At 33.2% G+C, this 11,423-nt stretch carries 14 protein-coding genes; 1 reads left to right on the top strand and 13 read right to left on the bottom strand.

Going from position 1 to position 11,423, the window contains the following annotated elements; genetic code table 11:
• Positions 1-49: 49 nt before the first annotated feature.
• From A6B44_RS03450 to A6B44_RS03435, 4 genes are all read right to left on the bottom strand, one after another.
• Complete coding sequence (locus A6B44_RS03450) at positions 50-1,198, bottom strand: vWA domain-containing protein (RefSeq protein ID WP_176673457.1); 1,149 nt, start codon at positions 1,196-1,198, stop codon at positions 50-52.
• Positions 1,199-1,437: 239 nt separating this feature from the next.
• Positions 1,438-1,833: a hypothetical protein gene (locus A6B44_RS03445; RefSeq protein WP_090922433.1), complete on the bottom strand. Its 396-nt coding sequence runs from the start codon at positions 1,831-1,833 to the stop codon at positions 1,438-1,440.
• A 19-nt stretch (positions 1,834-1,852) separates the two neighbouring features.
• Positions 1,853-2,173, bottom strand: a complete 321-nt coding sequence (locus A6B44_RS03440) for a hypothetical protein (RefSeq protein WP_090922435.1) — start codon at positions 2,171-2,173, stop codon at positions 1,853-1,855.
• 66 nt (positions 2,174-2,239) lie between these two features.
• On the bottom strand, positions 2,240-3,376 hold the full coding sequence (locus tag A6B44_RS03435) for an MBL fold metallo-hydrolase (RefSeq protein ID WP_090922437.1): 1,137 nt from the start codon (positions 3,374-3,376) through the stop codon (positions 2,240-2,242).
• Positions 3,377-3,480: 104 nt separating this feature from the next.
• Here A6B44_RS03435 and A6B44_RS03430 point away from each other — a divergent pair, with 104 nt between their 5' ends.
• Positions 3,481-3,795 carry a hypothetical protein gene (locus A6B44_RS03430; protein ID WP_090922439.1) on the top strand — a complete coding sequence of 105 codons (315 nt, stop codon included), beginning with the start codon at positions 3,481-3,483 and terminating at the stop codon, positions 3,793-3,795.
• Positions 3,796-3,899: 104 nt separating this feature from the next.
• Here A6B44_RS03430 and A6B44_RS03425 read toward each other — a convergent pair whose 3' ends face one another.
• The 9 genes from A6B44_RS03425 to A6B44_RS03385 form a co-directional block, all read right to left on the bottom strand.
• The gene (locus tag A6B44_RS03425) at positions 3,900-4,340 is read right to left on the bottom strand and encodes a MarR family winged helix-turn-helix transcriptional regulator (RefSeq protein WP_090922441.1); all 441 of its coding nucleotides are present in this window, start codon (positions 4,338-4,340) and stop codon (positions 3,900-3,902) included.
• Positions 4,333-4,758, bottom strand: a complete 426-nt coding sequence (locus A6B44_RS03420; protein WP_090922443.1) for an SRPBCC family protein — start codon at positions 4,756-4,758, stop codon at positions 4,333-4,335. Before A6B44_RS03420 ends, A6B44_RS03425 begins: the two co-directional genes overlap by 8 nt.
• Positions 4,759-5,487: 729 nt before the next feature.
• Positions 5,488-6,288 (bottom strand): hypothetical protein, encoded by an 801-nt coding sequence (locus A6B44_RS03415; protein ID WP_090922445.1) that lies wholly within the window; start codon positions 6,286-6,288, stop codon positions 5,488-5,490.
• A gap of 17 nt (positions 6,289-6,305) precedes the next feature.
• Entirely contained in the window at positions 6,306-6,740 is a 435-nt protein-coding gene (locus tag A6B44_RS03410) for a hypothetical protein (protein ID WP_090922448.1), read from the bottom strand.
• 42 nt (positions 6,741-6,782) lie between these two features.
• Positions 6,783-7,130: a tRNA-binding protein gene (locus A6B44_RS03405; RefSeq protein ID WP_176673456.1), complete on the bottom strand. Its 348-nt coding sequence runs from the start codon at positions 7,128-7,130 to the stop codon at positions 6,783-6,785.
• A 64-nt stretch (positions 7,131-7,194) separates the two neighbouring features.
• On the bottom strand, positions 7,195-8,313 hold the full coding sequence (locus tag A6B44_RS03400) for a hypothetical protein (protein ID WP_090922452.1): 1,119 nt from the start codon (positions 8,311-8,313) through the stop codon (positions 7,195-7,197).
• A 24-nt stretch (positions 8,314-8,337) separates the two neighbouring features.
• Entirely contained in the window at positions 8,338-9,651 is a 1,314-nt protein-coding gene (locus A6B44_RS03395; RefSeq protein WP_090922455.1) for a HipA domain-containing protein, read from the bottom strand.
• Entirely contained in the window at positions 9,645-9,884 is a 240-nt protein-coding gene (locus tag A6B44_RS03390) for a helix-turn-helix domain-containing protein (RefSeq protein WP_090922457.1), read from the bottom strand. Before A6B44_RS03390 ends, A6B44_RS03395 begins: the two co-directional genes overlap by 7 nt.
• 164 nt (positions 9,885-10,048) lie before the next feature.
• The gene (locus A6B44_RS03385; protein ID WP_090922459.1) at positions 10,049-11,266 is read right to left on the bottom strand and encodes a pyridoxal phosphate-dependent aminotransferase; all 1,218 of its coding nucleotides are present in this window, start codon (positions 11,264-11,266) and stop codon (positions 10,049-10,051) included.
• Positions 11,267-11,423: the final 157 nt, after the last annotated feature.

Raw genomic sequence — 11,423 nt, 5'->3', positions numbered from 1 at the left:
GGACAAGTAATACAAAAAGCCTTACTCAAATAAAGTAAGGCTTTTTTATCTATTTATCCTTTAACTGTTTATTTAACGTTTCTTTGACTACGCCATCAAATGAATCAGACTTTTCTGTTTTATGCTGTTTCAAGTAGTCATCTCGCTTCTTAACTAAAGTAGCGATTTCCGCTTCTAATGATTGACGTTTTTTTAACTTCTCTTGAATAATGGCTTGCTTTTCCTTCGTGCTTTTATTTTTTAACACTTCAGGTAATTTACTCTCTTCTAGTTCCTCTAATGCCACTTCTTTATTTTTAATATCCGCCACTAAGTCACCCGCTCCAGAAATAACTTTTTTAACGCCTTTCTTCTTGGCATAGTAACTTGCATTATCAACTTGTGTTGCTTTAGGTGCCGCACTACGCACTTTCATTTTAGAAACGACTTCAGCTTGTACGCTATGGTCACCATAGACAATAATCGTTGTATCCAACGCTTCTTGCTTTCTTAAAATTTCATCATCATAAGGCGTATCAATTTGTACAACTTGACCACCATCTTGCGGAATAGCTAAATACGTACCTTTACCTAAACGTGCCATTTTTTTCCACACTTTTTTGGTCGCTCTGCTATCCCCTGCCTGAACGGTATTTACAAGAATACTTTTCTCCGTTGCTTCATTAATAATCGCAGGATATTGTTTTTCATCCAAATAATCCATATGTGGAGGTGCATCACCTACTAAGAATAAAACACGCTTGGCATTCTTATCCGTACTCCATTGCAGCTTATTAACCCCCTTATCAAGTGCTTCATTTACTGATTCAGGCATATCTCCACCACCATCAGCTTCCAGCCTGGTTAATGCAGAATAAAGTGATTGCACATCAGTATCTAAATTATGTACTGTTTTGACGACATAATCATCACCACGATCACGATAGGCTACCAATGCCATACGAATTTCTGCATTTGGATTAATATCAACAATGGTATTCGCAATAGACCAAATTTTCTTTTTTGCTCCATCAATCAACGATCTCATAGAACCTGTTGTATCCAGTACAAAAGCTACTTCAACAAGGTTTTTCTGATGTTGCATTTGTTGTGAAACTGGAATTTGTTTGTTTTGAGTGTTTGGCTCGGCAATAGCCCCTCCACTAAACAATGCAGTACATAAACCTGCAAGAAGTATTTGTTTAAATTGTGTTTTCATTATTTTCATCCTGTTGTTTAATTTAATCCTAGTATATTATCAAGAACAAAACGAGGTGGTTTATATAATTCTGACAAGGGTGACGGCATACTTTTAACTTAAATATTCCCCCTCCCTCACCCTCCCCCGCAAGCGGAGGAGGGAATTTTTAGCTTATATAATCGTTCCTCCCTCCGCTTTGGCGGGGGGAGGCTAGGAGGGGGGGATTTCAAGTACGATTTTTCCCCATAATTTTTTATTTACACCCCATAATTCGGTATTTCCAACTCTATTGGAGATAAAATTATAGATGTTCCATCTGATTTATTCTTAACGTGAAACAATAACAATCTTTTTGTCCACCAATCAGTCCGTAAGTTCCCCTCTTCACATTGTTTTGGGCGATATTTTTCTAAAAAGGCTTGTTCACCACCTAAAACAATACTACCTACCGCAAAAGGAGGAATCCATATCAGACCAATATTATTCTCTTGATCCCACCCCACTGATACAAATTTTTCTTTTACATCAGCTTCAATAAACGCATAATTTTCAATAACTTTTGACGGTTCATATATAAAATCTAAAAAGTCAATCCACTCATAATAGTAATGATATAAATCTTCTATATTTTCTTTTGTATAAAAAGCATTCATTTTATCTTTTCCAATTCATTTAAGCTTTATCTAAACACTTAGAGATAATTAACTCTTCATTGCTTTTGTCTAAAGTAAAATATTTTTCAATTCTGGAGTTTTTCAATAACAGGTAAATTCCATCAATATTACTTTCAACTTTAGATTCAGAAGTAGGAGTAAAATAATGTACTTTAGGAATAATAATTTCCGATAAATTATCATAGGTTCCATATTCATTATCTGGTTGATTTTTCATAAAAATTCTACCACTATACGCATTTCTATTTTCATTATTTCGATAGAAAAAACAAAAGAACTTAAAATCATTAAGCAGTAAAAATAGTTCATCCCAATTCATATTTATTCCTTTAATCTCGTATGCTGATATTTTTGCAAATTTTACTCAACAAGTGACCGCTATAATCTACTCTTCCCACCATTCAAATTTAGGTAACTTATTCAAATCAAAAATTTCACCAATTCTAGGAGTGGCTAATTTAATTTTATCTTGTTCTGAAACCTTATCATTATATTTTTGTAAGGCTTTGGCGATACGTTGCACTGGTTCATTCCATTGATGAGTGGCTAAGTCAAACTTGCCCCAATGTATCGGTAAAACCACTTTGGTTTGAATATCAATACTGGCTTGAGCGGTTTGTTCTGGGAGCATATGAATATCTTTCCAACTTTCGTTATAAGCACCATCTTCCATAAAGGCGATATCAAAACCACCAAAACGCTGTCCAATTTTTACAAATTCAGGGGAATAGCCCCCGTCTCCGCTAAAGTAAGCTTTAAGTTTTGGGGCGATAACTGCCCACGAACCCCATAAAGTCTGACGATGATTAAAAATCCCTCTGCCACTAAAATGGCGACTAGGAGCAAAAACAAATTGGATATGATTAAAGTTTACCCCTTCATACCAATCATATTCAGTGACTTTTTCATTCGCCACTCCCCAACGCAATAAGTGTGCCTTAACCCCTAAAGGTACATAAAAATGCCCCACTTTGGCGTTCATTTGCTTAATACCTTGATAATCTAAATGATCATAATGATCGTGTGAAATCAATACCACATCAATAAAAGGCAAATCCGCCACTTTGGGGGTATTGGTCATTTCAAAAGGTTTTACTAAAAATGGAATAGGGGAAGCATTATGAAAAATGGGATCCGTTATAATCGTTGTATTATTGGTTTTAAACAATACCGTAGAATGTCCTAACCATACAAATTCACCATTATTTAATGAATTTAATTTTTTAGTGATTAGCGGTTTATCTGGATTTTTACCCTTTGGCGGAAAAATAAAATTCATTGTTAACGCCAAACGATCTATTTTTCGCTCACCTTGTGCCATTCCAATTGAAGTGGCATTAGTAGGAATTAAGTTTTGAAAATGCTCTCCATCAAAGTGCGTAGATTGTTGAATTTTATCCATACTCTCTGCATTTGGACTGTCTCCAAAAGTTGGATGTAAATTCACATATAAAACCCCGATTATCACTAAAACAGCAGTTAGTAACAATAATTTTTTGAGTATTTTTAGGGCAGTTTTCATTCGTTATTTTTCCTTACTATTTTATTCAAATCAAAATTGACATAGGAAAGGGGGGGGTACAATATAACACTTCATTCACAAAACTTAAATAACGAGGTAAAAAAATGTTTATTATTTGGCAAGGATTTGGATTTTTAGCCGCCCTTATTCCACTTATCATATTCGCTGCAGTACAGTCCATTTTAGTGGCAACATCATTTGGTGCATATATTTTTGATATTGCTGCAACATTATCTGCTATCGCCGTATGGCTAGTGGGTTCAAAACTAAATGGTGGAAAAGGGAAAGAACTTATTGATCCTGAAACGAATGAAACTGTTATTTTAAAGAAAAAACACACGCTTTTCTGGATCCCTATGCAATGGTTTGCCATTCCTCTTATTGGGATTGCAGTGATAGCTCTTGCTTCACATTTTTAAAAACTACTTGCACTTAAATATAAGCGGTCACTTGTTCAACATTTTTTGCAAATTTTGTTCAACAAGTCACCGCTATTCACTTTTTATTTTGTATAAAATAGTTACTATTTATTAAGTAATCTTATCAATTCACTATTAAATTTACTTTGATCAGAAACTTTTCCAAAAAATAAATGATCAAAACGCTCAACTTCTACTACTGATTTTTTAAGTACATCAACGCCCTTATCTGTCAGCTGAACGACCTTTGCCCTTGTATCAATATGATGCTCTTTTCTGATAATGAATTCTTTATCAATAAGTTTACGAATAACATTTGAAGTCATCATTTTATCAATATCAATAAAATTAGCGATTTCAACTTGAGTGACATCTTTATGTGTAGTTGATAGCCAATAGACACTCGCTAAAATCACAAATTGTGTATGAGTTAAATCATATTTAACTAACGCTCTTTTAATTTCTCGTTGCCATAAATTGGTTGTTTTCCACAATAAAAACCCTGTGCTTTCACTTGGCGTATCGACACTAAAAACTTTATTCATTACTCACCTTTTCTGCCATCTCTGATAAATTATGCATTGAATTTGGTAACCCTTTTATAATCTTTTCACCAATAATTTTTGAAAATAAAAACGTCAATAATCCTGTTATTTGGACGGCGTGTGTTATATACATTTCACCTTCTTTTTCAGTGACTTTATGAATAAAATCCATCTTCGTGAAAGGTAAAAATGAACGTGCCGTAAATTCATTAAGCGTATCAACATTAATCAGTTTAAAGCTCAATTTAGGTGCTTGGCAAGGTTTTAAAATACCACAAGCCCCCTCTTCAAATTTTCCATTTAATTGAGCAAACTCAATGTCATTATCCCATTTATGCCAATTTTCAAGATCAGACCACAATGTCCAAATTTGCTCACATGTTGCATTTGTTTTAATTGTTACTTCTTTAAACCACATTCCCACTCCTATTATACTCATCTTAAAAAAGTATAATAGTATATTCATATATTATATTCAAGTATATTTTATGGTGATGTTGTTTTACTTTCGGGGTAATCGCAAACTTTTTGCTTTTATTTAGTGTGGAGAGATAGTACACCATATCTCTAAAAAAATATTTAAAATCAATATATTATATTAATTAACGTAGGGGCGGCATTAGCAAACGTAAGTTTGCGTATATCCGCCCGTTGCTCAATATAAAATTGTCACAAAACATAATTAGACTCAAATATAGCAGATGTATTAACCTCTAAATTTAGAAGTAATTAATAATAAAATGTAGTAGGTAAATTTGTAAGTATCTGCTCTTAAAACCAGGGCAAAATCATACTTGAATAAAAAATATACTTATTAGTAAAATAACTATTTATTTGAATTTGAAAATAAACTTTATGTATAAAATTTAAGCATAGAAAGACATTAATTAAACAGTTTTTGTTTGGCATTTAATCTTTTAAATAAGATAAATAATGAACATATTGTAAGTTTACAAGTATGATCTTGCCCTGCTCTTAAAACAATATCCATAAACTTTATATTACGGGCGGATATACGCAAACTTACGTTTGCTAATGCCGCCCCTACTATAATTAGCCGTTAAAAGTTTACGATCATTCTGTATAGCGGTGACTTACTCAACATTTTTTGCAAATTTTGTTCAACAAGTCACCGCTATAATAAAATTTATTTTAACTGAATATGTATATGATCATCGTGCCTAACTGCTCTACAGCCGTGATACCTAATTTTTTGATGATGTAACTTCATTCGATCTTTTAGATGAGGTTCAATAAATAATTTTCCTAAACTATTATTGTTTAACACCGTATTAATCAATTTTTTCGTACCTTTAGTAGAAAAAATTAACTCATTATTTATCGTACCAAAGGTTAAATATTTCGGATAATCATATTGAAAATAACCTTTTTTAAAACACCTTTCAATTTGATTCTTTTCATAAAGTTTTGGAGCTTCAAATACCCCATAGCCACTATTCGACTTTTGTTTATTGGTGATTATGCCATTTGGGGTTTCATAAATTAAACTGATATCTAGTTTTTTACCATCGTTATGGCTGAAATGGGGCAATAGGGGAAATTTGTTTATAAAAGGAAAACTCGCATCTAAATAGTGGATTTCAATATCTGTTCCTTTTAACTCTTTTGCAACTTGTTGTAATAATTGATTTAATTTTGGTTTGACATAATTTCTGTTTAATAAATCCGTCATAAAAGTAGCAGGTTTTATTTTAGTATTATGCTGTACTGCTTCTCTTCCAAAAAAGGGGGCAACAAAAGGAATAACAAAGAATGTTGAGAATAAATACAGGGTGATAAAAATCATTGTACCCTGTAATTTGCTGACTTTTTTAATACGTTTTGATAAAAATAGAGAAAGTAAAAAAATCACCCCGCCAATTTGAGTGACAAGGGTTAAAATACCAAAAATTAACAAATAAATCGCTCGTTTGAGGATTTTATTCATTGTTTAAGCTCTCTGGTTTAGTTAAATTTTTTAGAGATAAAATTCTTACTTTCACTATCATCAGGATTTAATAGTTGCACAACAAAATCTGGTGCTAAATTAAACATTTTAATTATATTTGTGACGGTATCAGAACTAACCGCTTCTGCAAAATCTTCCAATATTGGAATAACATTACACTCTTTTTCCCACACCTGATACATCTCATCACCGATTATTTGAGCTTCTTGCCATTTGCCTTCATATATATCTGAAAAGTTGTAATTTTCCCAAGCAGCAATATCATCAACATCCACCTTTTCATCTGAAAATAAAAGGGAAATTTCAATAGATTTATGCCAAGGAAAAATGCCAATATCTAAGACTTTCAATTCTCTATTTTTATAAATATGCACTGCTTCTTGTAATTTATTTGCAATGACTTCTTCAAGATTTTTTAAATTATATGACATCTATATTTACCCTTGTGTTTTTAAAAAGTAGCAGAAACTTATTTATCCTATTCTCTCTCCATTCTCCACTGCTCTCTCTGGTTCAATCAAAGTGACTTCATTGTTTTTTCCAACACTGCCTAAAACCAAACACTCGCTCATCATATTTGCAATTTGTTTAGGCGGAAAATTAATCACTGCAATCACCTGCTTTCCAATTAATGTTTCAGGGGTGTAACGGTGTGTAATTTGAGCAGACGTTTTTCTAATACCATATTCGCCAAAATCCACCTGCATTTTATACGCAGGATTTCTGACTTCTTCAAATTTTTCGGCAGAAATAATAGTGCCAACTCTCATCTCGACTTTCATAAACTCATTCCAAGTCAAGGGGGGGGTTACTTGTTCCATATTTAATTCCTTATTTTTATAATCAATAAAATTTTATTCTACTACCTGTCAAACAAACTGTCACTTACTCAAACTGCTCTTTCCATTTTTGAGCATAATTACCCACAGCAAATTCAGACATAATTATATTGTTAAAATTTATTTTTTGAGAAGCTAAAATTTGATTAGACTTGATGTCCTTTACAACTAACCTTTTATTTTTATCTATTATAATATGAGTAGATTGATCAGGTGAATTAAAGCACCACAAATCATCGGTTTGATTCCATTTTGGAGGGGTGAGCTTTAAAGCTTTATGTATTTTAGTTTTATAAAAATCTTTTTTACTATACAAAGACAAAGGTTGTGTTGGTGCTAAGAAACGTCGAGAAGAATTACCATTGAGCAACACCATTGGTACGATGTACACGCCATTATTACCAATCTGTAAATCAAAATAAACCTCTTTATGGTTATCAATACTCCCCGCCCAAGGTAATAAATAATCTTTAGTAATTTCTGTATCAATATCCTCATAATGGCGTTGAGATACAGCATTTATCACGACCTGACTTTTTGTATTGTTATCTACATAGTCCAATAATTTATTAGATAATTTCCCTTGCCAATCTAGAGGATAAATCGCTGTTTTTTCTGTAGCACTAAACCAAGAGGCACTACCGTTCACCTCTGATTCAAACCCTGTGGTTAGATAAAAATTAGCATTAAGGTAGGAGATTTTCTCAAAATCTATACTGATCGCATCTTGAAAAGTGGGCATTTGTTTTTGCATAAAAGCAAGGAGTTGTTTTTTATTTTTAAAGAATTTTGGTTTAGTGATAGAAGAACCTAGTTGATACTCTTTTAATGCCTCTTCAGATAAATACTCCTCATAATCAGCGGGGTTTATTTTTGTTTCCTCTACTCCCATTGTTGCGTATAAAAACCCTTTTTTAGTCGGCACCAATAAATAATCTAAACTAAAAATCTGTACCTTATTATCCTTGCGATAAATACCCAACGTTTTAAGTGGCACATAAGGTTTTACTTTTTGTTTATCATCATTTGAGTTGTCATACATCACGCTATAACTACCGTCACTAAAACCCGAATGATCTGTCTCTAAACCAATTAATTGGATAAACTCTTGAGCATTGGCTGTTTGTATCAATACTGATAACAATAAAATAGCTATTTTTTTCATTTGGTTATCCTCTGTAATAAATTATTATATCACCACTTTTCCTACTGCTTTTAAAACACCAGTAAAAATTTGGTCACGTACTGTTTCATCAATCATAACAGGTAATTCATTACCTACTTTATCAATAGTTTGTTGTGCTGTATCACAAATATACTCAATACTTTGCTTCATTACGTTTGGACTAAAACCTACTATTTTTGCTGTAGTCAAATAGTGTTCTGCTCGAATACTATGCCAATACCATTTTTTACCTTTTTTTGTACTACTTAAACTCATAGCCAGTTGTAAATCACGTTTGTGCCAACCTCTAACTCCAAGCATTGGATAAGCGGAAATAACATCATATACAGGGGATAAACGATAACGCCCTTGTCGTTCAATAGCTACTGAAAAATTTTTTGAATGTCCATCAATAGCCCCTAATAACCAAAAAATAAATTGTGTTTGCATAAATGAATGACGGTCGTTAGTATCATTAGAATAAAGTAATTTTTGCATAATCTCTTTAATACCGACTCCACCGTCATTTTCGTATTTTTGTGCTGAAGATAATCCAAAAACCTGACAAAAATCTTCGTGAGGCAAACGTAAATAATAGTCATTTGAACTAGCTAAACGACGGTCAAAACGTTTTACTGCGAGTACTTTCAAATCTCTCACTGTAAGTAAATCACTCTCTGCGGTATTCAAACCAAATGCTTGACACAGTTTTAAACAAATCAATTCATTATCTACACTTTTCGACAAGTCTAGTGTATGTTTTGCAGTTTTAATTTCACCAATAGGTAACTTAATAATATGTGTGGTAGGTGTTAAACCTTGCGGTAACTGCCACTGATTATTGTGAAATAATAGTGCGGTTTTTTCTTGTGCACCTGCAATAGAAATGCGGAAATCTTGTGTACTGTCTAACATACCAAGTGGCGCATTTTGTTGGTAGCCCTGTATAATTTCTGCAAGACGTGTTTCATTTAATACTTCAGCCTGAATAGTTTTGTAGTCGGATAATTCATCACCTTCAGGTAAAAGGGTAATTGCACCTGTAGCATCCCGACCAATCTTTGCCAATAAATCAAAAGGTTGTTTGGTTTCTGCTTGAAAGCGTGTGGCTATTCGTTCACGAATTTGTGGATTATCAGGGAGTAAGTTATCAAAGAAATTGATCACCTCTTTTCCTTGATAGGCTTCAAAACGTAGTGGCATTGAAAGCGAAATGGGGCGACATTGTGGGCTATTGAACCAGCTTTCAACATAGCTAAAATAATAAGCGCCTGCTGAAGTTCGTGTAAACACTCCAACAGACTCTCCATTCATAAAGACATTAAGACGAGTTACCATATATCTACTCCCTCTTCATTCTCTGATTTTGGCAGTAGATGAATTTCCAGTCCCAGTGCCGTCACAATTTTGAAGAATGTTTCAATCGTAACCTTATTAGGGTTTTTCTCAAAATCTGAAATGGTAGCCTGCCGTAAACCAACCTGATTGGCAACTTCAGCTTGAGTCAAGTTCTTCTGTTTACGATAATCTTTCAAATAAACCGCAAGCATTTGTGGAGTGATGATCACCATATTTATACTCCTATGTAAATTAATATACGGTATAAAGTATATTTACTTATTGATACGCTGTAAAGTATATTTTTACATTAATACGGAGAAGCGTATTTTACTTCTCCGATAACTTTATCCATTAATTGTCTAACACATTCCAAATAGAAGTATAGTAACAGAAACTACTGACGATAGTTTTTCAAAAATCGCTCTAATCGTCCAATTGCTTCTTCTAATTGATACACATAAGGCAAGGTTACAATACGGAAGTGGTCAGGTTTATGCCAATTGAAACCTGTACCTTGTACTAGAAGCACTTTTTCCTGTTTTAATAAATCTAATACAAATTTTTGATCGTCCTTAATATTGTACATTTCGGTGTCAATTTTAGGGAATAAATACATTGCGCCCTTTGGCTTAACACAGCTAATACCCGGTATTTGTGTCACTAAATTATATGCCACATCACGTTGTTCTAATAAACGCCCACCCGGAACAATAAATTCATTAATACTTTGATAGCCACCAAGTGCGGTTTGAATACCGTGTTGCATTGGCGTGTTGGCACATAAACGCATAGAAGACAGCATATCTAATCCTTCAATATAGCCTTCTGCTTGATATTTTTTACCGCCACTTAATACCATCCAGCCTTGACGAAATCCTGCGACTCGATATGCTTTTGATAAACCATTTAAAGTAATAGTGAAAAGATCAGGAGCTAATGCAGCGATATGATAATGAACGGCATCGTCATACAAAATTTTGTCATAAATTTCATCTGCAAATATAATTAAGTTATGCTCACGTGCCACTTGTGCTATTTCTAATAAAATCTCACGGCTATACACCACGCCAGTTGGATTATTAGGATTGATCACCACAATAGCTTTGGTTTTCTCGGTAATTTTAGATTTAATATCTTCAATATCTGGAAACCAATTGTTCTCTTCATCACACAAATAATGTTTGACGTTACCCCCTGAGAGGGTGGCTGCTGCCGTCCAAAGAGGATAATCAGGCATTGGAATAAGGATTTCATCGCCTTCATTTAATAACGCTTGCATTGACATTGTGATCAATTCAGACACACCATTACCAATATAAACATCATTGACATCAATATCTAATAATCCTTTTGATTGATAGTATTGGACTATGGCTTTTCGAGCTGAATATAGCCCTTTTGAATCACCATAACCCTGTGCTGTTGGTAGGTTACGAATAATATCAACTAATACTTCATCAGGAGCTTCAAAACCAAATGGAGCAGGGTTACCAATATTTAATTTAAGTAATTTATGCCCTTCCTCTTCCAATCGCATTGCTTCTTTATGGACAGGACCTCGAATGTCATAGCAGACATTATCTAATTTGCTAGATTTAGAAAATCGTTTCATTTAATTTCCCCTATAATTGTTAAATTTATTTGTAAATATCTATCTTATAAAATTTCAGACAAAATTGAGTTTGAACAACTTTACCCTGAATTATTCAGAATTTAAAGTAAAAATCGGTTAATATATAGAGATATTTAAGGATAAACCGTTTGATTCA

The organism is Pasteurella skyensis, from assembly GCF_013377295.1.
GTDB classification, from domain to species: Bacteria; Pseudomonadota; Gammaproteobacteria; order Enterobacterales; family Pasteurellaceae; genus Phocoenobacter; species Phocoenobacter skyensis.
Note: the sequence above shows the minus strand (reverse complement) of the source record. Positions and strands in the feature narration are given on the sequence as shown.

Coding starts and splice junctions, on each gene's coding strand:
- A6B44_RS03450 (WP_176673457.1), bottom strand. CDS start 1,198: ATGAAAACACAATTTAAACAAATACTTCTTGCAGGTTTATGTACTGCA.
- A6B44_RS03445 (WP_090922433.1), bottom strand. CDS start 1,833: ATGAATGCTTTTTATACAAAAGAAAATATAGAAGATTTATATCATTAC.
- A6B44_RS03440 (WP_090922435.1), bottom strand. CDS start 2,173: ATGAATTGGGATGAACTATTTTTACTGCTTAATGATTTTAAGTTCTTT.
- A6B44_RS03435 (WP_090922437.1), bottom strand. CDS start 3,376: ATGAAAACTGCCCTAAAAATACTCAAAAAATTATTGTTACTAACTGCT.
- A6B44_RS03430 (WP_090922439.1), top strand. CDS start 3,481: ATGTTTATTATTTGGCAAGGATTTGGATTTTTAGCCGCCCTTATTCCA.
- A6B44_RS03425 (WP_090922441.1), bottom strand. CDS start 4,340: ATGAATAAAGTTTTTAGTGTCGATACGCCAAGTGAAAGCACAGGGTTT.
- A6B44_RS03420 (WP_090922443.1), bottom strand. CDS start 4,758: ATGTGGTTTAAAGAAGTAACAATTAAAACAAATGCAACATGTGAGCAA.
- A6B44_RS03415 (WP_090922445.1), bottom strand. CDS start 6,288: ATGAATAAAATCCTCAAACGAGCGATTTATTTGTTAATTTTTGGTATT.
- A6B44_RS03410 (WP_090922448.1), bottom strand. CDS start 6,740: ATGTCATATAATTTAAAAAATCTTGAAGAAGTCATTGCAAATAAATTA.
- A6B44_RS03405 (WP_176673456.1), bottom strand. CDS start 7,130: ATGGAACAAGTAACCCCCCCCTTGACTTGGAATGAGTTTATGAAAGTC.
- A6B44_RS03400 (WP_090922452.1), bottom strand. CDS start 8,313: ATGAAAAAAATAGCTATTTTATTGTTATCAGTATTGATACAAACAGCC.
- A6B44_RS03395 (WP_090922455.1), bottom strand. CDS start 9,651: ATGGTAACTCGTCTTAATGTCTTTATGAATGGAGAGTCTGTTGGAGTG.
- A6B44_RS03390 (WP_090922457.1), bottom strand. CDS start 9,884: ATGGTGATCATCACTCCACAAATGCTTGCGGTTTATTTGAAAGATTAT.
- A6B44_RS03385 (WP_090922459.1), bottom strand. CDS start 11,266: ATGAAACGATTTTCTAAATCTAGCAAATTAGATAATGTCTGCTATGAC.